The following is a 22,085-nucleotide window of genomic DNA, read 5'->3' on the forward strand; positions in this document are numbered from 1 at the left end:
CGTGGAAGCCGCTAGATTACTCTGGAAGTCGTGGACGCAACGGAAGACAACGCGAAGAGGGAGCGTGAGTCGCGGATCGGCAGGACGCTCTGCGGCCGCTACACGCTCGAGTCGGTGATTGGCGTCGGGGGAATGGCGACGGTATACCGGGGGAGGCACCGGAACGGCCACAAGGTCGCGGTGAAGGTGCTGAACCGAGAGCTCTCCGCTTCCCCGGATCTCCGCGCGCGATTCCTCCGCGAAGGGTACCTCGCGAACCGGGTCGAGCATCTCGGCGCGGTGGACGTGATCGACGAGGACGTCGACGAGGACGGCTCGGTGTTCCTCGTGATGGACCTGCTCGAGGGCGGGACCCTGGCGGAGCGGATCGCGCGCGGCCGGCTCCCTAGGGCAGAGATCGTGCCGCTCATCGTGCAGCTCCTCGACGTGCTCGAGGCGGCGCACGCGAAGCAGATCGTGCATCGGGACATCAAGCCCGAGAACCTGTTCGTCGAGCGCCGTGATGGGCGGCTCCGTGTCCTCGACTTCGGGGTCGCCCGCCTCGCCGGCGACGCACGAAAGACCGAGACGGGTCGGGTGATGGGCACACCGGCCTACATGGCGCCCGAGCAGGCCCGCGGGGAGGGGGAGCGCGTCGATCACCGCACGGATCTGTGGGCCGTTGGCGCGGTGCTCTACCGAGCCCTCAGCGGACGCTTCGTCCACGAGGCAGACTCGAGCCAGATGACGATGGTGCTCGCGGCTACACAGGCCGCATCGCCCCTCCGAGAGGTCCTGCCCGAGGCCGACGGGGAGCTCTGCGAGGTGGTGGATCGCGCCCTCGTGGCCAAGATGGACGAGCGCTGGCAGAGCGCCGCCGAGATGCGTCTCGCGCTCGATCCCGAGGGCGAGGAGGCTCGGCGTGGGGCGCTCGCGAGCGTGGACGTGTCCGTCGCGCGTGCGCCCACGCTCCCCGAAGCCGAGAACCTCCGATTCGAGCTGGACACGCGCCCCCGTGCTCCGAAGCCGACGCCCCCGGACGTCACTCCTGCGCCGCACCAGTTCGCCGCGCGGCCGCTCCCGCGGACCTCCAGGCCCGCGCTGAAGGCGCTGGTCGGGCTCGCGGCGGTGGCCGCGCTGGCGCTCGCCTGGCGCGGGGCTCGACCGACGCCGTCCGCGGACGCCAACCAGGTGAGCCGTAATCCCCAGCCCGAGGACGCCCCGCCCGTCGCGCAGCCGCCGCCAACGAGCCTGCCCAGCGCCGCGCCGCGCGAGATCGAGGTTCGCGCGGCAGCGCCGGTGGCGTCGGTTGCTCCTCCCGCCCGCCCCGCCGCCGCGCGGGTCGCCGCCCACGCGCCGGCCTCCTCGCCGAAGCCCAGCGCGAGCGGCGAGGCCACCGCCACGGTCGCCTCGCGCTGCGATCCGCCCTACTACTTCGATGACGACGGCAACAAGCGGCGAAAGCTCGACTGCTACAAGTGACGCGCGGCGCGTGTCGGCCTGTCGGCTCGCTGGGCGCGGGAGTCGCCGCGACGCGACCACATTCGCCCACCTGGCCGGCCCGACGCCGCGAGTTTTCGGTGGCGGCCCCGACGGCGTCGGCGCAAAACCTGACGAAAACCTGACGAGAGGAGGAAGCGCCGCCTACCGGCCCGTTTCGCCTCCCTATCTTGCTTGACGAGGCCCATGCGATCCCATTTCCGCTTTGCGCTGGTTCCCTTTCTCCTCCTTGCGTGCGCGCCGAGCCATGACGACCAGGGCTGCCAGAGCGCGCCGGTCGAGTGCACCGCCGCCGAGGCCGACGCGGGAGGCGCTGCGGCCGACTCCTCAGCGCCGATTGCGGTCGACGCGGTCGCTCGGGTGGGCAGCCGCCCGCCGAGCGGCGTCCAGCACGGCGACTCCGAGCTCTCCGTCACGGTCGAGCCGCCCGACGTGCTGCGGGCGGTCGACGCCCGTGTCACCGTGTCGCGCTGCTCGCCGAACGCGCGAGTCAAGGCGCTGAAGGAGGGAACCGCGCAGGTGACGTTCACCTATCCGGATGGGAAGGTGGCGACCGCCTCCGTGACCGTCGCCCTCGCGAAGAAGGCCGAGGTGGTTCCCTTCCTCGACCGCGCCGTTCAGGGCGTTCCGGCGCGGGCGGGGGAGTCGCTCGAGGTTGAAGAGACGAACGAGATTGTCCAGCTCGCGGGCGGAAAGATGATCTGGCAAGTTCGCTACGCTACGGCGACCGGCACGGCGCTGCGAGGTCGTGGCGGCACGACGTACACCGCGCCCCAGGGGAGCACGTCGACCCTCGTCGAGAACGACAAGGACCGCGAGCTGTTCGAGCTCACGACCTCCGGGGCCGGAGGGAAGCTGGAGCTGCGCACCGCGGGCGCCTCGCTCGAGGTGCCGGTTCGCGTGGTGCCCAAGGAGGCGATCGCCTCGGTGCGCCTCTTCGTGGAGGACGACGCGGCGAGGGTCGCGCGAGCCGCGAGCGACGAGGCCTACCGCAAGGGGCGGCTCCACGTGCTCGCGCGCGCGTTCGACGCGAAGGGCGCCACGATCTTCGGCGTCCCCTACACGTTCACGCTCGGGTCCGAGGCTCCCGTCTCTGGCGGAGAGCTCCTCGCCTACGACTACAGCTGGAGCGCGCAGAAGCAGCCGCTCGTCGCCACCGTCCCGGGCAGCCCCGCGCGCGCGGAGACGACCGTGCTCGCCGCGACTCCCCCAAGCCTCACTCCGTCGGACGGGCGCGAGCTCGCGGGCTGCAGCCTCGGCTACGGCGCGAACACGTCAGGCGTCGCGTCGGGGGTGCTCCTCGGCGGCCTCGTCGCGCTCGGCGTCCGCCGGCGCCGCGCCGCTCGGAGCTCGTAGTCCCCTTCCGCGAGACCTCCGGCATTCACGCAGGAGGCCTTTGTCGTAGTCGGTCGCGCACCGTTCGCCGTAGGATCCTGCGCGTGCAGGGTTGTGGACCACGCCGTGTGTGCCTCGCTTTGGGTGTCGCGGCGCTCCTCTCCGGGGGGCTCGCGCACGCCGACGTGCGCGAGCCGGCAGAACCCGGGAAGCCCACGGTCGCGCCGAGCCCCCCCGAGGACGAGCCGCCGCCACCGCGCGACTCCTTCCTGAACGCCCCCAAGCGCGGCAAGCGTGGGACGTGGGCCACGGTCGACGCCTACACCGTGGGCGCGCAAGCGAACCTCGAGCACCGGCACGTGCTCGAGCGCGAAGACTACGCGGCCATCATTCCGCGCCTCGGCGCCCTCGCGAGCTTGGGCTTCGGTGAGGTCGGCGCGCACCTCGACACACGCTTTCTCTTCTTCAGCTTCGGCGCGAGCTTCGGCGGCCGCCGCGTGTGGCGCACCTACGCCTTCCCGGACGGGGTCGAGGGGACGCGCCAAGCGCGCCTCGACATCGACAAGGGCAAGGCGTTCACGACCGAGAGCTGGCTGTTCGGCGAATGGCGCGTGCGCATGGTGCTCCCCGTGCACGACAACGTGTTCGTCGCGACGGCCGCGACGGCGCGCTACGAAGGCTGCCCCGACAACTCGTTCGACTGGTTTCACACCACCATGCACGACGGCGGGCTCCTCGTGCGCTACGACGCGAGCGTGCTCTTCCGCCACCCGAAGCTGGGTGCGATAGGCCCCTCCTTCCGCGCCCTGCAGCTCCCTCGTCGCGGTGGACGCGACAGCGAGCTCGCCGTGGGGCTCACCGGGGGCCGCCGGCTCGGCCTCGTGAACAACGACCTCTTGCTGCTCAACGTGCTCACGCGCCCGGGCGATCCGAACTTCGGATTCCACATCCTCCGATTGCCCATCTTCGTGCTGCTCGCCTATCGCGTCTCGTTCGAGCTGTGACGCGTCAGTCCTTGCTCGACCACTCCCAGAACACGGCCGGACCCCCGCCCGCTCGGGTGCCGCCGAGCAATCCCACGCCCGAGACGACCTGCGGCGTATTGGAAAAGAGGTAGTCGAGCTCGACCTCGCCGTCGCTCTGTCCGATGACGGGCGAGCGCGACGTGGCCCGGAGGCGCCTCGTGCCGTCGAGCGAGTAGCGCTCGGCCTCGAGCGACTGAAAGCGTCCGTAGGTCTTGCCTTGGTTCGGCTCGGCCTGCGTGCTCATGCGGTTCAAGAACGCGAGGTGCGGCAGGTTCGCGGCCATGTAGGCCGTGAGGCGAATCTCGCGGGTCTGCGGGAGCTGCGCGGTCTGGCTCGCCGGCGCCTCGGGCGACGAGAGCACGCGCACGCGGCCGCCGTTGTTCAACGCGAGGGCCTCGAAGAGCCCGTCGGCTGCGCCGGAGAAGCTGATCTTCTGCCTGCCGAACGGCCCCGTCATGTGCGCGTAGAGCAGCCCGTTGTCGAGGGTCGCGAAGTCGCGCATGGCGGCGGGGTGGGGCTCGCGCTTGAAGTGGAGGTTCAAGAACGGCCCGTCGTTCGTCATGAGCACCTCGCCGTGGTCGAGGCCGTGCGCGACGCCGCCCACGACGAGCGAGCCCTTCTCGCACACGAGCTTCCCGGACAGCGTGCGGCCCGCCGTCGTCCGCACGAACACCACCTCGCCCTTGGCGAAGAGGTCGAGCGGTTTCTGCTTCACGTGGATGGTGTTCGGGATCGCGACGTGCACCTCGAGGGTCTTCTCGGGGGGGCCGGCGTCGGCCTTGGGATTCGCCTCGTCCGCACTCTGGCGCACGAGCTTGCCTATCGCCGTCCCGGCGCCGAGCTCGATCACGTCGCCGAGCGAGAGCGCCTCCTGGGCGTGGGCGCGCGGGAACCTGTCTGGACTCGAGAGCTCGAGCGTGTCGACCGTGACGTCGACGCGCTTCACCGTGGAGGCGAGGTCGGCGTGCACCGCGAGCTTGCCTGTCAGCGCCGCGCGCGGGGCGTCGGGCCTGCCGAAGTTTCCGCCGAAGACGAGGACGTCGCGCGCGTCGACGTAGAGCTCCGCGGTGCGCGTGGGGATGGCGAAGCGCCCATGCGCCGAGAGCACGCGATCGGCCTTCTCGCGGTCGTGTTCGTGGAGCTCGAGCTTCTCGATCGCGAGCCCGTCGCCCTGGCCGCGCAACACGAGCTTCACGCCCTCGAAGGTGCGGCTCGACCCGGGCACGTGGAAGTGCGTGTGGTCGACCACGAGGGCGCCCTCGACGGTGAGCTTCTCGAGCTTGCGCGCCTCGCCTTTCACGTGAAGCAAGAGGTTGGCGGTGAGGTCGGAGGTGAGCTGTCCGTCGACCTCCCAGGGCACGACCGCGGCCACGTGAGGCAGCACGTCGACGAGCTTCTGCGGGGCCGACCTGATCGCGAACGACAACGGCACGAGCCCCTCGCCCCTCTTGGCCTCGAGGTAGGCGCGCGGTGAGGCCTTCGCGGCCACGGTCACCGTGTGGCCGATGCCGACGCTGGCGCCTAGCTCGTCGAGGGTGCCTTTGGCGTCGAGCTCGATCGGCGCGGGCTTCCCCGAGAGGGTGCGCAGGCCCTCGCCCTCGAGGTGCGCGGTGAACGTCGGGTTCTTCACGTGGCCCTGCACGGCGACCATACCGAACACGGTCCCGTCGGGCGCGAAGGGGCTCAGCGTCGTGAGCCTGGTCTTCGCGATCTCGAGCTTCACGTCGACGGCGGGATCGCCGAGCTCTTTGCGCCCGGCCAGGGTGAGGAGATCTTTGCCCGGGAGGGCCACCTCGGCTCGCCCCGTCACGAGCGGCTCGCCGTGCAGCGTCGTGGCGAGGGTCGCGGTGGTGTGGCTCGGGTCGACGTGCGCCTCGAGCTTCGCGTCGAGGGCGCGGAGGGGCCCCCTCGAGAACCCGACGAGCCCCGCGGTCACGTCGGCCGTGACGTCGCGGCGGTTGCCCTTGGCGTGCACGACGACGCCCGCCTTCCCGGAGAGCCCTTCTCTCTTTTCCGGCGGGAGCGGGAGCGACGCGAGGTCGGTCTCCGGCACGGTCACGTCGACCGTCCAGTCGACTCCCGCGGTCCTCGCGGCGGTGAGCGGGCCGGCGAGCTCGGCGCTGGCTTGCACGACGATCGGCGCGAAGCCCTCGGCCACGGTGAGGTCTGCTCGGGCGGTGACCGTGGCGCCCTTCTTCGAGGGCTCCGTGTGAAGCACCACGACGGCCCTCTGTGTCGTGGGCGCGGTCTTGGACGCGAACGAGGGCACGAGCGCCCCGTCGGCCTCGACGCGGACGTCGGCCACGGGGCGCGAGAGCGTCCCCGAGATCTTGGCGTGCACCTCGGCGGAGGCGGAGGGCAGCTTCTTCGCCACCTCGGCAGAGAGCAGCGGCGCGAAGTCGGAGAGGGGTCGCTTCGGGATGTCGACGCGCACGTCGAGCGGCGCGTCGGGCGAGAGGGTCTTGTTCGCGAGGTACCCGCCGGCCTTCGTCTCGAGGAGCTTCTCCCCGCCGCGGCCCACGAGGGTCACGTTCGCGTCGAGCGCGCCGGCGCGGCTCGTGCCCGCGATGGAGAGCGAGCCCGCGCCGCCCGCGTGCCCGTGGAGCGCCGCCGCGACCTGGAAATCCGCGTCGGGCGCCTGCGCGCTGCCGGTCACGTGGACCTTGCCGGACACGGTGCCCGAGACCGGGAGCGGCTTGCCACGGAGCTTGCCCAAGGTGTCGAGCGAGACGCCGGCGAGCGTGAGCGTGGTGTCGACGGTCTCGGCGCGGAAGCGCTTCTCCCCCTTCGCGGGATCGCCCGCGACGAGGTCGACGCGGCCTTCGGCGTGCACCGTCCCGCCCACCGCGGCGAGGGTCGCGTCGTCGATGTGCACGACGAGCCCCCTGTTGAGCGCGCCGTCGACGCGGAGCTTCAGCGGGCGCACGATGGAGACCGAGCTCATGAGCGGAGAGGGCGGGCCCGCGATGCCAACATCATGCAAGATGCGGAGCGTCTGCCCGACCGACCCGCGGGTCGAGAGGTTGGCGGCGAGGGTCTTCGTCTCGGGGGTGAAGCGCAGGTCGCCGCGCAGCTCCTGACCCGCCGCGTGGAGCTCCAGGGAATCGACGGTGACGACGCCGGCCTGATAGCGCCCCTTCGCGTCGAGGCGCTCGATCGGCACCTGCTTCACGACGCTCTTGTCGAGGTGCACGGTGAACGTGGCGTCGGGCTGGCCGCTCGCGTCTCTCCGCGCGGTGCCGGTCACCTGCAGGCCGCCTACGGTCACCTCGGGCACCGCGTCGAGCGCGACGATGCGCTTGAGGTCGAGGCTCTTCGAGGTGAGCGTGAGGCCGAGCGATCTGTTCGTGGCGTCGAGCGTGCCCTTCGCCTCGAGCGCCCCTCCCGCCGTCGTGACCGTGAGGCCGAGCGCGAGCTTCTCGGGTGGGCCCTCCAGGTGGGCGTCGATCGCCACGTCGCTCGCGAGGATCTTCTTGCCCGCGAGCACGTTCGCCTGGTCGGCGACGATCGTGAGCTTCGCGATGTCGCCGAGCTGTCTCCCGGAGAGCTCGCCCTCGGGCGTCCGGCGGACCTCGAGCTTCGCCACCGCCATCGAGATGGCGGCGAGCTGCAGCGCTTCGGTGGCCAGCGTGAGCTCACCCGGCTTCAAGCCGAGCTTCACGGGGGGCAACGCGAGCGCGAGGGGGAACGGGGGCTGGCCTTCGCGGCCGACGAGGAGGTTCGCCTTCGTGGGCCCGAGCGTCACGGGGCCGTCGCCCCCTACGAGCCGGACCTGGGCCTTCGTAGAGAGCCTCTCGACGGCGACCTTCGTGCCCGGCTTCTCGTAGCGTATCGCCTCTGCGTCGAGCGCGAGCTCGACGTCGAAGGTCTTCTCGTCGGGCTTCACGTCGGCGTGCCCCGCGAGGCCCACGCCCGTGACCTCGAGCTTCGTGCCGTCGGGCTTCGTGAGCGCCACGCGCACTCCCGAGACGTCGACCTTCTCGATGACGAGGTGCTTGACGGGCTTCTTCTGGACGAACACGCCCGTGAGGTTCGTCGTGCCGTCTGCGTTGCCTCGGAGGTCGACGCTCACGCCCTTGACGCCGAGCGTCTCGAGGGTAGGCGCGCCGCCGAACGTCTTCTTCAAAGAGAGATCGACGAAGATTGAGTCGATCGTGATGGCGTCCTTCTGGTCGTTGCCGACGATGATCACCTTCTCGATGCGGACGCCCTTCGCGAGCGAGAACGTGAGGTTGCCCACGGTCGCCTTGGTCGACACGCGCTCGCCGAGCACCTTCTCGACGCGCGCGCGGAGCACCGCCTCGCCTGGCGGGGTGTGCAAGAACCCCACGAGGAGCACGGGAGTCGCCACGAGCGCGCCGACGGCCCGAAGCGCGAGCCTGCGTCGGCGACGTGCGGGCTTCATGGTGTCGGGCGCGTCGCGCGCGCCTCCCCCGTTCGAGCTCATTCTAAAAGGCCTCCCCGATGCGCGCGAACACGAGCAATCCACGCTCGGCGAGCTTGCCTGCCTCCACGAAACGGTAGCTCACGTCGACCGAGAGCGGTACGTACCAGAGCCTGAGGCGCGGCCCGAGGCCCGCGGCCATGGCGAGGCCGTCCGCGAACGGGTTGGCCCGCGCGCCGGCGCCGCCCGCGTCGACGAAGATCGTGAGGCCCGCTTGTTTGAGCGTCGGGAGATAGCGGAGCTCGAGGGAGGCCTCGGCGAGCGAGAGACCGCCGGCGACCTCGTCGCGGCACACGGGCGGATCGGTCGGCGTGGCGCTCGGAACACACGTCCGCGCGAGCGGTGAGAGGCGGTCGCGGCCGAAGCCGCGCATGCCAAACGCGCCGCCGCCGAAGAGCCGCGGGCCGAGCGGGACACCCTCGCTCCCATAGCCCGTGACCCACCCCGCCGACGCGCGCCCAGCGAGCGAGAACGAGCTCGAGAGGGGCACGAAGGCGCGCGCTTCGGGTGCAATCTGCAGGTAAGTTCCCGCGTTCGGGCCCGGCACCGGGCTCCCCGCGGCGCGCAGCGCGAGGAGGTGGCCGCTCGTGGGCTCGACGGGATCGTTCCGCTCGTCCCACACGAGGGCGCCAGAGATCTCGGCGCCGATGTACGTGTTCTTCGTCGCCAGCGCGAGGCGCGCCCGCTCGTCGGCGGCGAACGGGCCGAAGTCGATCTGGCCGGCCGCGCGGAACACGGCGTCGACGTCGACGAAGAGTCCCTTCGCGATGGTGGTGCGGAGGCCCGGCCCGGCGGTGAATTCGCGCAGGTGGAAGCCCGGGTAGAGGTTGTCTTTGTAGGCCACCGACAAGCGCCCGTCGCCCGTGCGCCCGACGAGGCCGGGCCGCGTGTAGCGCAAGAGCGCGTCGCCGTAGAGGCCCGTGGGCTGGTCGGTCTCGTCGCGGTACAGGTACCCGACGCCTATGCGGCCTCGCACCGTGAGGTGGTGCCGAGAGCCGAGCGCGTTGCGCAGCTCCACGCCCGCGCCCGCCGTGAGGTCGATGCGCGTCGGATCGAGCTCGGCCGTGCCGCGGAGCCTCACCCGTGCTTTCGGGGCCTCGTCGAGGTGCACCACCAGGTCGATCGTGTCGGGCACGTCGCGCTTCGTGAGGTGGCCCTCCGCGTCGATGCGGTCGTCGGGGATGATGCCGCCCGAGTCGGGGACGTCGCCGAGGAACTGTTCGACGTCGGCGCTCGTCGACACGACGACCTGCGTGAACGCCCCGGTGTCGAGGAGATCGCGCTCGGCGCGCTCCCTCGCCGTGAGCGAGAAGGGATCGCCCTCGCGCAGGCCGAGTCGCGCTCGCACGTCGGCCTCGTCGACCTTCTTGTGACCCTCGATTGTGACCTTGCCCACCTTCGTTCGCGGGCCCGGATCGCAGAGGTACACGACGTGGATCTTCTTCTCGGCGCGATCGAGGTACGTGCGCACGTACACCTTCGCGTGCCCGAACCCCTCGCGCTGGAGCGACTGGGCCATGTCGTAGCGCGCGAGGCGGAGCACCTCGAGGTCGTACGGGCCGCCGGGGGTCGCCTTCACGTGCCCTTCGAGTGAGACCCCGCTCGGCAGGTCGCGGAACGCCACGTCGGCGAGGGTGTAGCGCTTGCCTGCATTATACACGAACGCGAGGGTCGCCTGCCTCCGGGCCTCGTCGAGGCGCGCGGTGGGCTCGTCGACGACCGCGTCGAAGTACCCCAGCGTGGCGAGGTACGTCTGGACGCGTCGCCGGTCCTCCGCGACGCGGAACGGGTTGTATTTGCGCGGCGTGAAGAGCGCCGACTGCACGCGCGAGCCGAGCTTGCCCATCAGGGGCCCGGTGTCGACCTCGGCGGTGCCGGGCTTCGCGTCGATGGTGACGCGGGTGAAGGCGAGGTCGGTGTCGCCCGGCACCTTCTCGGCGAGGGTCTGCGCGCAGCCGAGCGTGAGCGGGCCGCAGGACGCCACGGCGAGCGCCGCCACGAGCGCCTGCGCGAGGCCGGCGGCCCAGGTGGGCCCACGACGGGCGCGCCGATCTTCGTGCCGTGAAGCCACCAGGCACCCATGATCCCCCGAAACCGCCCGCCTCCGAAGACGATTCGTGCGCGTTCGCCATCGAGGCGTCGTCGGATCCACCGCACCGAGGCGTTCTCGCGACCCGGGGCGGGAGTCGCGCTCACGGCACCAGCGACAGGACCTTCAGCTCAGCGATGTTCACCCGGGAGAACGCGCCGCCCGCGCCCCCGGTGCCGCCCGTGTAGTCGTTGAAATGCGAGAACGCGCTCATGTTCACGCTCTTCTGATCGTGCTCGAGGCGCACGCGGTACGACTTGCCCGCCTGGAGCGTGACCCGCACGAACGACGAGTCGCCCCACGAGGCCCAGTCTGCGCGCTGGGGCATGAACATGTATCCTGCACCTGTCGCCGTGCCACCCACCTCTTGCACGGTCACGCGCTTGACCGCGCACGTGATGCCCGTGTTCAGCGCGCCGGCGCCGTTGCCGTACACGGCCTGAATGAGGTGCGCTCCGGTCCGCGTCGCGGTGAACGTCGCCTCGAGGGTGTGGCCTGCGTCTCCCCAGGCCTCGTAGTGGAAGCGACCGTGGTTGTTCGAGGCCGTGCCGCCGTTCGCGGTGAAGCTCGTCGCGGGGAGGCTCGCGATGCGCTGGAACCCGCTACCCCAGAAGCACGACGGCGCCGAGCGCTGCGAGCGGTTCCCGCCCGACGCGTAGCGCAGCTCGATCGTGTAGCAGTGGCTCGGCGAGGCATCGCCCGAGGTCGCGGTGTCCGTCCACGACGCCGTCGCGCCTGGGAGACTCTGCGCGACGCGCGCGCCGTCTCGGTACACGTCCACGCTGACGTCGGCGTCTTCGCCCGCGCGATCGAGGGTGAGCCTCACCTTTCCGGCGTCGAGCGCGAGGCCCGTGATGGCCGGCGTTCTGGGCCCGAAGATCGTCTTGTAGTCGGACGTGTCGGTGATGGTGCGAACCTGCGCGCCCGCGCCGCTCGGCGCGGCGAGCTCGACCTCCACCAGGTTTCGCGCGAGCAGCGCGGTCTCGGCGATCTCTCCCGCGGCGACTTCGGCGCCGTTCAGGCGGACGCTCGCCACGCGGTACGCGCCGCCACCCGCCGGGGCTGGGTCGTTCGGTAGAGAGACGACGACGTTGAGCGTCTTTCCGCGATACGGGAGATCGTCGATCGTCAGCGTCTTCGACGTCGAGAAGAGCGAGCGCCGGAGCCCTCGCGTGACGTACGGCGCGACGCGGAGGCCCCTCTCGGTCGCGTCGACTCCGAAGATCGCGTGCACCATCGCCAGGTATCCCGCCACCGACCACAGCTGGCGCTGCGAGTTCACGACAGGACCCGAGTTTGCGCCGTCCTCGTGGAACGGCTTTCCCGTCACGGCCTCGAGGTTCTCCATGTTCGAGAGGTTGAGCGCCGCGCCGCGCACGAGCGAACGCACGCCGCTGTCGAACGCCGCGTCGTTGTCGGCCTTGCGCGCCGCGCGCACCCAGTAGGCGGTCACGAACGGCCAGATGGCGCGGTTGTGGTAGATGGGCGTGTCTTTCTGCTGGGGAAAGATCACGGGGGGCCCGTGCGCGAGCGTCGGGTAGCTCGCGATGGCGTCGCGCGCTTGCTCGGGCGTCGTCACGTCGAGCAACACGGCGAGCGAGGTGCCGAGGAGATCGAAGCGTCGCGCGGGCGCCCCGTCGAGCTCGGTCGTCACGTAGGTCGAGAGCTGCTTGTCCTCGGCGAGCCAAAAGCGCGTCCGCATCGCCGCGCGCAGGTCGCTCGCCATTTTTCCGAGTCGTTGGGACTCTGCCGCGTCGCCCTTCTCCCCGGCGAGCTCCGCACCCGTGATCATCAGCGCGAGGTGAGCCGCGTTGGTCGAGAGCGACTTGCTCATGCCGATGTGCACGAGGTCTGGCACGGTCCACCTCGGATACGTCTGCTCGCGCCAGTCGAGGAACGACTGCTCACCTCGGTAGAGCCCATCGGTCGGGTCGAACGCGACCGCGCGGTCGTGGTCGAGCGTGTTCTTGATCGCTTCGAGCGCCCTCCCGGCGAACGCGACGCGGTCTGCCCCGGACAGGTGCCGCAGGGCCTCGCGCGCGCCGAGCGCCCAAATGGCGCGATCGGTCGACACGGGATAGCTGCCGCCGGTGCCTGTATCTTGCACGATTTGCAGATCGCCGCCGGAGCGGCGCGCCGAGAGCTTGAAGTCGAGCGAGTTCTTCGCGCGGACAGGGTCGAGCCACGCGAGGCCGAGGTCCACCGCGTACGAGGTGTCGCGCGTCCACACGTACGTCCACTTGCGGCCCGTCTCGAAGCAGCCGCCCGTGGGACACGTGAGGCCCCCGCCGTTGCGGAACGCGCCGTCCTTGATCTCGGAGACCGAGCACTCCTTCGCCTCCGCGATGGCGAGCTGGTAGAGCGCGTCGAAGAGATCGTTCTTCGTGTGCACCGTCGGGCGCCCGCTGCTCTCGGTCACGACGCGCGGGCTGGCGGGGAGATTATCGACGCGGTTGGCCGTGCTGCGGAGCGTGAACGTGCGCGCGCAGGCGGCGCCGTTGACCTCGACCGACGCGCTGCCCGTCGCGTCGTCGAGCTTCCGCGCCGCCGCGTTTTCGGTGCCGGTCGCTTCGACGCACTCGGGGATGCCCGCCGCGTCGAGCGTGGGGCCGCCTTCGACCGGCGCTCCGGCTTCCACCGGCGTTCCGCCTTCGGCGGGCACGGGCGTCCCTGCGTCGACCTTCGGGTCGTCCGCCGGGTCGCGCGAAGACCCGCACGCGGCGAACCCTGCGATCGCCATGACGAAAGTCAGCCCGCCGATCACGCGGGCGTTCGAGCCTCGATGCTGCACGGTGGACCTCCCGCCCGCGTCCTCCGCGGGCAGTGAGGCGTACCTCACACGAGAGTGACGAGCAAGGCGATGCGGGACGTTTTTTCCCCTGTCCCACGCCGACCGCGGGCTCGCGATGCGCGCAGGCGGCGCCGCGGGTAGCCTCGCGCTCGACCGGCAGAGCGCCGCTCCACGGAGGAACGAACCGAATGACACGCCCGCCCTCGCCCCCGTTCGACGCCGAGACCGCCGCGCAGAAGGCCCGCATGGCCGAAGACGCATGGAACAGCCGGGACCCTGCACGGGTGGCGCTGGCCTACACCGAGGACAGCCGCTGGCGAAATCGGTCCGAGATCTTCGAGGGGCGCGAGGCCATTCGAGCCTTCCTCGAGCGCAAGTGGCGCGCGGAGCTCGAGTATCGCCTCATCAAGGAGGTCTGGGCCTTCACGGGCAACCGCATCGCCGTGCGCTTCGTCTACGAGTGCCAGGACGCGGCGCGGGCGTGGAAGCGGAGCCACGGCAACGAGCAGTGGGAGTTCGACGAGCTCGGCCTCATGCGGCGCCGTGAGGCCAGCATCAACGACGTGTCGATCTCGGAGGGCGAGCGCCTCTTCCGGTGGCCGCTTGGCCGGCGTCCCGACGACCACCCTGGCCTCACGGGCATGGGGCTCTGAGCCCCTTGGCGTCGCGGCGGTGACCCCGCGGTGAGCAGACCTTCGACGACGTGCTCAGCCGCGGAGCGCCCTTCGTGTCCGCCTTTCAAGAAGCACGGGCTCGTGGCAAGGTCGCGGGATGCCGGCGATGTCTCCAGCCGTACCGAGCGTGTCGCCGCGAGATCTCGTCGCGCCACCGATCGCCGTTCCCACCCTCGCGCTCGCCGCGGGGGCCCTCGGGGCCTTCGTGTCGCTCGCGTGGCTGGGCGCCACGGGGCGCCTCCCCGTACCGCTGGTGGTGGCGCTCCAAGGCGTCGCGGCGTTTGCGGCGTTCACCCCCATGCACGACGCCTCGCACAGGTCGGTCGCGCGCTCGGCTCCGCTGAACGAGCTCGTCGGGTGGGCGATGGCGCTCGTCCTCACCGCGCCGTTCTCCGCGTTCCGGTACCTGCACCTCGAGCATCACCGCAACACGAACGATCCCGTCCGTGACCCCGACATGTGGAGCGGCGCGGGGAGCGCCTGGTCGCGCCTCTTTCGTTTCGCCACACAAGACATGGCCTATTACGTCTTCTACGCGAGACAGGGCAAATCACGTCCTCGCGGCGAGGTCGCCGGCGCGGTGCTCGGGCTCGTCCTCACCTACGGGCCCATGGTGGCGCTGGGCGTCGCAGGGTACGGGCGCGAGGCGCTCCTCTTCTGGGCCGTCCCGGCGCGGCTCGGGATCATGCTGCTCGCGTTCTCGTTCGACTGGCTCCCCCATCATCCGCACGTGGTGCTGGGCCGCACCGACCCCTTCCGCGCCACGTCCGTGATCGAGCACCGCTTCCTCACGCCGCTCCTGCTCTCTCAAAACTACCACCTCGTCCACCACCTCTTCCCGGGAGTGCCCTTCTACGACTACGGGCGCGTCTGGTGGAGTCGCCGAGACGAGCTCGTGTCTCGCGGCGCGCTCGTGCGCCGCATCGGCCGGAGCACGGAGGACGCGACACCGAAGGGCTCGCACGACGCCCACGCCCTCACCGTGTCACGGGTCGTCGACGAAGCTCGAGGCACGAAGTCGTTCGAGCTCGCCGTACCCGAGGCGCTCTGGCCCGTGTTCCGACATGACGCAGGGCAGTTCACGACGGTCGAGGTGGAGGTCGCAGGTGAGGTTCTCCGCCGTTCGTATTCCTTCTCTCGACCCTCGGCGGGCGGGGGTTCCGTGCGCATCACGGTCAAGCGCATCCCCGGCGGGCGAGTCTCGGCTTTCCTCCACGAGAACGTGCGCGAGGGCGACGTCGTCCACGTGTCGACACCCCGCGGGCGGTTCGTTCTTCGGGAATCGAGCGAGGCTCGTCACGGGAGACCGATCGTGTGCTTCGCGGCCGGGAGCGGGATCACCCCCGTTCGCGCGATTGCCGAGGAGGCCCTCGCGGCGACTGAGCGCCCCGTGCGGCTCTTCGCTTCGAGCCGCGATCGCGCGTCGGTCGTGTTCGAGGCGGAGCTTCGGGAGCTCGAGGCCCGCTTCGGGGCTCGCTTCACGCTCACGATCCACGTCGACGACGAGCACGGGCTCCCCACCGCCGAGGCGCTCGAGAGCACCCTGGGCGGCGGCGAGCCCGACGTGTACGTGTGCGGGCCAGCCCCGTTTCAAGCCGTCGTCGACGCGATGCTCGACGCGCGCTCCGTGCCCTCGGCGCGTCGATTCTCGGAGCGCTTCGCGGCGAGCCCCCGCGCGGGCGAGCGGCCGCGCGGGTGCGCCGGGACGCTCCACGTGAAGGCCGGGAAACGTGTTCACCTCGTCACGGTCCACGAGGGCGACACGCTCCTCGAGGCCAGCCGACGCGCAGGTCTGCGGCTCGCCGCGTCGTGCGAAGAGGGCTATTGTGGGTCGTGCGCGGTCCGGCTCTCGGGGGGCTCCGTCACGATGCGCGCGAACGACGCGCTCGACGACGCCACCCTCGCCGAAGGCATGATCCTGCCCTGCCAGTCCGTGCTCGACACGACGGGGCAAGAGGTCGAAATCGACCTCTCCGAGCGCGAGCGCGACCCCGCCTAGCGAGCGGTAACTTTAGGCGGGGAAGGCAGACGTTGATTCTCCTGCTGGCCGAGCGCGGCTGCTCTAGACTCGCCGCGCGCGTGCCCCAGCTCCTCCGAAAGCTCTCGAGTGGCCTCCTGCTCCGCGATCTGGAGCAGAGCGCCTCCGCGCGCGGCGAGACCGAGCCCCTGGGCGAGCGGAGGCGAGCGGCCGTCGCTTCGGCGAGGCTCGACGCCGCCATGCTCCTCGCCTCGAAGGGCTCCGTGGCCGAGGCCGCCATCCTGCTCCGCGCGGCCGATGCTGCGCTCGAAGGCGAGGCGGAGGAGTCCACGCCCCTCAGCGCCGAGCTGTCCGCCGAGGCGCGGACCGCCTTCGACGAGCACCTCGACTCTCTCACGCAGAAGCTCGCCGAGCGAACGCGCGCCGCGCTCTCCCCGGCGGCCATCCGAAAACTCCGACGGCGACGGATCGGCGGCCTCGCCTTCTTTGCGAGCCTCGTCGTTCTGGGCGCCCTGCTATTGCGCCGCGGTTCCCATGTGCTCACGCCCGAGGCCTCCGCTTCGTGGGGGGATGCCTTCACGCCGAAGGCCGCGGTCGATGGGCTCGTTCGCACCGAGTGGCTGCTCCCAGACGCCACCGCGGGCTGGGTAGAGGTTCGCCTCGCGCGACCCCGCAGCGTGTCGCGCATTCGCCTCTTGAACGCCCGCAACCTGCCCCACGCCGACCGCTCGACCGACGAGTTTCACATGGAGGCCTTCCTCGGTGAGAAGGTCGTCAAGAGCATTGACGGCCGATTCCCGGGCTATCGACCCAAGCCCACATGGATCGCGTACGACGTGGACGAGACCGTGGACCGCGTTCGCATCGAGGTGCGCTCATGGCACCTGAGCGGCGGTGGCTTCGCCGAGATCGAGGTCGAGTGATGGATGCAAAGAGCGGCTATCGAGCGGTCGTGTACCTGGAGGGCCTCGGGGGGAGCGGCAAGGCGCGCCGACTCGCGATATGGTTCCACGGGCTCGCGTTCTGCTTCGGGATCGGCGTCGCGGGCCGCTGTCTCAGGCCCCTCGCCTTCGCGAAGCGGCCCGTCCCCATCCCGGGCGACACGGCCGACGGCCACCGCTTCGGGTTGAGCCTCGCGGATCGTAAGGCCATCTTCGCGGAGATTGCGGCCGCCGAGCCCGAGCAGCGGTCTCAGGCGAAGGCGGCGTTCCCCGGACAAGAGTGGTCCCAGGAGGACCATCGCTGCGCGTTCGAGCGCGACTCCGTCCGCTCGATAGCCGCCCGGCGTTCGCTGAGCTTGACTCAGGTCTACCTCGTCCTCGACGAGGGGATTCGAGACCACTGGCCGGATCCCCAAGGCAAGCCCCTGACCCCGACGACCGTCCCGGTCGTGCCGAGGCGAATGTGATCTTCGGCCCGACCACCAAGCGCGCGAGCGACGTCCTCCTCGCCCTGTTCGGATTGCGGCTCGTGTTGTTTGCGCTCGCCGCGCTCTTCGTGCTGCCCGAGGTGCTCCAGAAGCCTTGGCGCATCAGCACCGGGCATGACGAGCATTTCTATTACGCCCACGAGCAAGCGGCCCTTCACACCGTCTCGCGCTTCGGCGAGCTCCCCGCGTGGAACCCCTTCTACTGCGGCGGCATCGTCGGCATCGCCAACCCTCAGGACTCGACCTTCGCTCCCGAGTTCATCCTCAAGCTCGTCTTCGGTGTCGGCCCCGGGCGGCGAATGGCCTACTTCCTACTCGCTCTCATCGGCATGGAAGGCATGTATCGGCTGGCCCGCCAGCTCGATGCGTCGGTCATTGCCGCCGCGCTCGCGGCCATGACCTTCGCCACGAACGGCTTCTTCACGGTCGTCCTCAGGTGGGGCTGGCTCAATTTTTGGAGCTTCCAGCTCATGCCGTGGGTCCTCCTGTGCCTCCTTCGCGGGCTCCGCTCCCGGAGTTGGTCGGTGCTCGGAGGGGTCTTCATCGCCTGGATGGTCTTCCAGGGTGGGCTCTACACGGTCCCCTACACGCTCCTCGTCCTGGGAGCCGCGTGCGTGCCGCTCACGGTCTGGGCCACGCTCGACCCGTCTGCCACACGGAGGGGCGTGCGGAGGCTCGCCCCCCTCGAGTCCATCGCCATCATGGGGGTCGTCTCGGTGGCGCTCTCGATGGCGAAGCTCCTGCCCATGATCGGGGTGGTCGTCGGGAGTCCGCGCATTTGGGAGCTGGAGGAGTCGCTCGGCTTGCCGGACATCCTGTCGCGCCTCGTGAACATGGGCGGCTTCGACGGCGTCTCTGCGTTCGTTGGGGTGGGCATGCTCGCGCTCGCCTGCGCGGCAGGGGTCCTCGAGCGGCGCGGCTTCGTCCTCGCGCTCTTCGCGATCCTCTTCGTGGCGACGGCCGTCGGGGACTTCGCGCCGTGGGCGCCGAACTCCCTGCTCCGCAAGCTCCCCATCTTCGAACAGCTGAGGGCTCCGCACCGGATGGTGGTCGTGGTCTCGATGTTCGTCTGCCTCGGCGGCGCGCGCGGGCTCACGTGGGTCGAGGAGAAGGCCATGTGGACCTTCCAGCGCGTGGTGGCCATCTTCGCGACCTCGAAGTACGTCGCCGAGTTTCGGAGGACCAAGCTCATCGGTGCGATCCTCTCGGCCGTCGTCGCCGTGGTGACCGGCGTCATCGTCTTCGTCACCTACCAGGCGCCCGCGGTGCTGAAGGGCGCCTACGAAATGGAGCCTCCCCGTCCGCGCGTCGCCGCGTTCGCGCAGTCGAGGGGCAACCGCTGGGACGCCCAGGTCTTCGCGGACGTGTCGCTCGGATCGCTCCAGTGCTTCGAGGAGACCGCCTTCCCGCAGTCGAAGGCCCTCCGCGGAGATCTACCGGCCGAAGAGCTCGCGCAGGACCCAACGAGCGCGAGCGTGACGCGCGAGAGTTGGAGTCCGAATCAGATCGTCCTCAAGGTCTCAGCCTCTCGCGAAGCGACCGTGGTCGTGAACCAGAACTGGCATCGCGCGTTCCAGTCCAACGTCGGGAGCGTGTTCTCGTCGGACGGGCTGCTCGCGGTGAAGGTGCCCGCGGGAGAGCATCGCCTGGTGATCCGATTTCGCGACGACCGGGTCCTCATCGGGATCGCGATCTCGTGCCTGACGGCGCTCGCGCTCCTCTCGTTGGGTGTGCGTGAGCTTCGACGATTCATCGCCGAGGTGCGCCGCTCGATCGTCGACGAGCCTCGCGCGCCCGCCGTGGGCAAAGAGGGACGCGGACCCGTCGAGACCGCCGCAGGCGCGACGGAGCCAGCCCAAGCCGAGGCGAAGAGCGACGAGAAGGAGTGACGAGGCGTCGCCCTCGCCCTCGTCAGCGGAACGGGCGTACGTCTTCCTCGTTCGACGGGTCGGCGGGACGGGGGCAGACCCGGTGGTGAAGGTCGTCGACTTCGGCATCGCGAAGCTCGGCCCCTCGCTCTCCGAGTCCGTCTCGACGACCCACACCGGCGATCTCGTGGGCACGCCCGTGTACATGGCCCCCGAGCAGGTCTTCGGCGAAGCCGACGTGGACGGTCGCGCGGACGTCTGGGCGCTGGGGATCTTGCTCTACGAGGCGCTCGCGGGCGCTCTGCCGACCGCCGCCGCGACCCTCGGCCAGGTACTGAAGGCCATCACCCGCGACCCCATCGCCCCGCTGGCGCTCGCCGCACCCGCGCGGGAGTCGGCGTGGCGCCGTTCGTCTTGCGCCTCCGCTCCTTGGGGCGCGAAGCGCGGCGGAGCTCCGGCGATTGGTCTGTGCCCCGGGTCGCGTCGCCCGTATGCTCGAGGCCTGCATGCCGTCGAGAGGCCACAGCGAGAGCCTGTTCTCGCCTGAGTCACCGCGGTCGCCCCACTCGACGCGGGGACTCGTCGGCGCCGCGCGCGGGCTGCTGGGGGCGGTGGTGCTGCTCGCGTCGACGCCGTGCTTCGCCGACGAGCCGTCCCCGGCCCACCTCGCGCAGGCGGAGGACCTCTTCCAGCGGGCGAAGACCGCGATGGTGCGGCGCGACTTCGCGGCGGCGTGCCCGATGTTCGACGAGAGCTACCGCTTGGCGCCCGCGGGCGGCACCCTCCAGAACCTCGCCGTCTGCTACGAGGAGCAGGGGAAGGTGGCCTTCGCCTTCGCGCGTTTCAACGAGCTGCGCTCGCTGTCGCAGAAGGCGAATCGCGAGGATCGCGTCCGCCTCGCCGACGAGCACATCGCCGCGCTCGCGCCCCGGATTTCGAGGCTTCGTGTGGTGCTACCGCCGTCCCCGTCGCCGTCCACGACCGTCTTGGTCGACGGTGATCCCTACGGCGCCGCGAGCCGCTCCTCGGGGATCGCGCTGAACGTGGGTGAGCACGTCGTGCGGGTTTCCGCCCCGGGCAAGCGAGAGGCCACCCTGCGCGTCACCATCGCCGCAGAGGGCGCGATCACGACCCTCGAGGTGCCCGCGCTCGCCGACGTGCCGGGCGCGCGGCCCGGCGCCGCGCGCCCCATCGCGGGGACGCGCGACGACGCGACCCTCGAGGACCTCGATCGCGTCGCCGGTGCGCGGGCGCGCCGCACGACCGGTCTGGTCATCGGCGGCGTGGGGCTCGCGACCCTCGCGGCTGGCGGCGTGTTCGGCGTCCTCACGATCACGACGAACGACGCGGCGAAGAACGCTTGCCGCGACAACACCGGCGGCGCCTTGAGCACCAAGACCGATGCCTCCGGCGTAGCCTACGACACGGGCCTCGACTTCGACCCTCGTGGCGTATGCTACGGACAGACCACCCCGTGGCGGACTGCCAACGATCTCCACGACCGCGCCAGCTTCTTCGGGACTCTCTCCACCGTGCTCATTCCCCTAGGACTCGTCGGCCTCGCCGTGGGTGGCACGCTGGTCTACAGCTCCGCGAAGACCGGAGCGCGCGGTCGCGCCATCACCGCTGTCCTCACGCCTGCTGCCGACGGGCTCCGGCTCCAGGGGGAGTTCCAATGAGCCGGCGAGTCGGGCGGCTCGGGCTCGTCGTCATGGCGCTCGCCGCCGCGGTGGGCGCCTGCCAGCTCCTCGTGGGCGTCGAGCTCGAGCCCGACACCCCGCGGCCACCGGCGCCGCCCGAGGCGAGCGTGCCCGACGCGGGGGGCCCGGACGTCGATCCCTGCCCTCACGCGCGCCCGCCCCCACCGCCCAGCGCTCCCGGCGGCACGCGCCAGACCACCCACGTCTTCGCGGTGCGGCAGGTGACCTTCGGCGGCTTCGGGGACCTCCCGCGCCGCTACGATTTCGACAGTCTCTGCACGTGTGAGAACCGCGACGAGCGCGTGCCCGGGCGCCCCCAGGTGTCGTGCGTGCAGCCGAGCGAGCCGTGCACGGCGGCGGTGCGCAGCGACGACGAGAACGGCGCAGATCTCGGCGGCGAGAGCCTGCTCGCCCTCGGGGGGGTCGGCCTGAAGGACATCGAAAAGACCGAGGTCTCCGGCAAGTTCGAGGACGGCCGCCGCGGGCTCCTCGTACGGATCGAGGACTACAACGAAGGTTCCGACGACGACGCGGTCGTGCTCTCGCTCATCGCGACCGGCGGGGTCCAGCGGCGCGGCGGCGGGGCCGTGATCGCGGACGCCGGTCGTGACGCGGACGCAGGGCGGGACGCGGACGCGGGTCGCGACGCCGCCGCAGCGCAGGACCGCACGCAGCTGCAGGTGTGCACCGAGACCAACGACCAGGCTCACAAGCCGAGCTGGGACGGCACCGGGAGAGACGTGTGGTTCGGGCCGCGCGCGAATCAGGAGGTGCTCTCGGCCCAGGGCTACGTCACGAACGGGCGGCTCGTGTTGAACGGCACCACGGCCTCCGTGCGCGTTCCCATGTTCGGCCAGGTCCTCGAGCAGTCGCGCTCCGTGTTCGTGGCCACGCTCGCGCGATCGCCGAGCGGAGCGCTGAGCTTTCGCGGCAACCTCGTGGGCATCGTGTCGGCGTCCAAGCTCCTCGGCCTGGTCGGATCGTTTCAGAACCCCAGCGTCGGTGATGCCGCTCCCACCAGTCTGTGCGACAGCCCGCTCTTCTCGGTGGCTAGCAACCTCATTTGTGGTGGTCGCGACCTGCTCGAGAAAGGGGACGATCCGAACCGCCCATGCGACGCCATCGCGCTCGCGCTCGGCCTCGCCGGCGAGGAGATCACCCTCGGGAGCCCCTCGCCCGAGTGCGCTCCGCTCGTGCCGTTCGTGTGCGACGCTGCGTGTCCGCCGATCCGCGTCGACGCCGCGGGCGGCGACTGAGTCGTTCCTCTACGTCC

The 22,085-nt window shown here is 70.8% G+C and carries 14 protein-coding genes; 11 read left to right on the plus strand and 3 right to left on the minus strand.

What is annotated here, in order from left to right; translation table 11 throughout:
- Positions 1-30: 30 nt before the first annotated feature.
- From IPQ09_12890 to IPQ09_12900, 3 genes are all read left to right on the plus strand, one after another.
- On the plus strand, positions 31-1,461 hold the full coding sequence (locus IPQ09_12890; protein ID MBL0195105.1) for a protein kinase: 1,431 nt from the start codon (positions 31-33) through the stop codon (positions 1,459-1,461).
- A gap of 204 nt (positions 1,462-1,665) precedes the next feature.
- Positions 1,666-2,835 (plus strand): hypothetical protein, encoded by a 1,170-nt coding sequence (locus IPQ09_12895; GenBank protein ID MBL0195106.1) that lies wholly within the window; start codon positions 1,666-1,668, stop codon positions 2,833-2,835.
- Positions 2,836-2,942: 107 nt separating this feature from the next.
- Positions 2,943-3,818 (plus strand): hypothetical protein, encoded by an 876-nt coding sequence (locus IPQ09_12900; GenBank protein MBL0195107.1) that lies wholly within the window; start codon positions 2,943-2,945, stop codon positions 3,816-3,818.
- A 4-nt stretch (positions 3,819-3,822) separates the two neighbouring features.
- On the opposite strand, the gene IPQ09_12905 is transcribed toward IPQ09_12900, so the two are convergent.
- From IPQ09_12905 to IPQ09_12915, 3 genes are all read right to left on the minus strand, one after another.
- Positions 3,823-8,286 (minus strand): hypothetical protein, encoded by a 4,464-nt coding sequence (locus tag IPQ09_12905; GenBank protein MBL0195108.1) that lies wholly within the window; start codon positions 8,284-8,286, stop codon positions 3,823-3,825.
- A 1-nt stretch (position 8,287) separates the two neighbouring features.
- Positions 8,288-10,354 carry a BamA/TamA family outer membrane protein gene (locus IPQ09_12910; protein ID MBL0195109.1) on the minus strand — a complete coding sequence of 689 codons (2,067 nt, stop codon included), beginning with the start codon at positions 10,352-10,354 and terminating at the stop codon, positions 8,288-8,290.
- Positions 10,355-10,475: 121 nt separating this feature from the next.
- Positions 10,476-13,163 (minus strand): hypothetical protein, encoded by a 2,688-nt coding sequence (locus IPQ09_12915; protein ID MBL0195110.1) that lies wholly within the window; start codon positions 13,161-13,163, stop codon positions 10,476-10,478.
- Between the two features lie 188 nt (positions 13,164-13,351).
- On the opposite strand from IPQ09_12915, the gene IPQ09_12920 reads away from it, so the two are divergent.
- From IPQ09_12920 to IPQ09_12955, 8 genes are all read left to right on the plus strand, one after another.
- Positions 13,352-13,816 carry a nuclear transport factor 2 family protein gene (locus tag IPQ09_12920; protein ID MBL0195111.1) on the plus strand — a complete coding sequence of 155 codons (465 nt, stop codon included), beginning with the start codon at positions 13,352-13,354 and terminating at the stop codon, positions 13,814-13,816.
- Positions 13,817-13,943: 127 nt separating this feature from the next.
- Positions 13,944-15,836, plus strand: coding sequence for a fatty acid desaturase (locus IPQ09_12925; GenBank protein ID MBL0195112.1), 1,893 nt, complete (start codon positions 13,944-13,946; stop codon positions 15,834-15,836).
- An 80-nt stretch (positions 15,837-15,916) separates the two neighbouring features.
- The gene (locus IPQ09_12930; protein MBL0195113.1) at positions 15,917-16,738 is read left to right on the plus strand and encodes a discoidin domain-containing protein; all 822 of its coding nucleotides are present in this window, start codon (positions 15,917-15,919) and stop codon (positions 16,736-16,738) included.
- Positions 16,738-17,223 (plus strand): hypothetical protein, encoded by a 486-nt coding sequence (locus tag IPQ09_12935; GenBank protein MBL0195114.1) that lies wholly within the window; start codon positions 16,738-16,740, stop codon positions 17,221-17,223. Before IPQ09_12930 ends, IPQ09_12935 begins: the two co-directional genes overlap by 1 nt.
- Positions 17,220-19,133: a hypothetical protein gene (locus tag IPQ09_12940; protein ID MBL0195115.1), complete on the plus strand. Its 1,914-nt coding sequence runs from the start codon at positions 17,220-17,222 to the stop codon at positions 19,131-19,133. The genes IPQ09_12935 and IPQ09_12940 overlap by 4 nt, the downstream gene beginning before the upstream one ends.
- 82 nt (positions 19,134-19,215) lie before the next feature.
- Complete coding sequence (locus tag IPQ09_12945; GenBank protein ID MBL0195116.1) at positions 19,216-19,659, plus strand: protein kinase; 444 nt, start codon at positions 19,216-19,218, stop codon at positions 19,657-19,659.
- A complete protein-coding gene (locus IPQ09_12950) occupies positions 19,619-20,791 on the plus strand; it encodes a hypothetical protein (GenBank protein MBL0195117.1) in 1,173 nt (390 codons plus the stop codon). The genes IPQ09_12945 and IPQ09_12950 overlap by 41 nt, the downstream gene beginning before the upstream one ends.
- On the plus strand, positions 20,788-22,068 hold the full coding sequence (locus IPQ09_12955; protein ID MBL0195118.1) for a hypothetical protein: 1,281 nt from the start codon (positions 20,788-20,790) through the stop codon (positions 22,066-22,068). Before IPQ09_12950 ends, IPQ09_12955 begins: the two co-directional genes overlap by 4 nt.
- The last annotated feature ends 17 nt before the right edge of the window (positions 22,069-22,085 follow it).

It is taken from the genome of Myxococcales bacterium (assembly GCA_016720545.1).
In the GTDB taxonomy this organism is placed as follows: domain Bacteria; phylum Myxococcota_A; class Polyangia; order Polyangiales; family Polyangiaceae; genus JAAFHV01.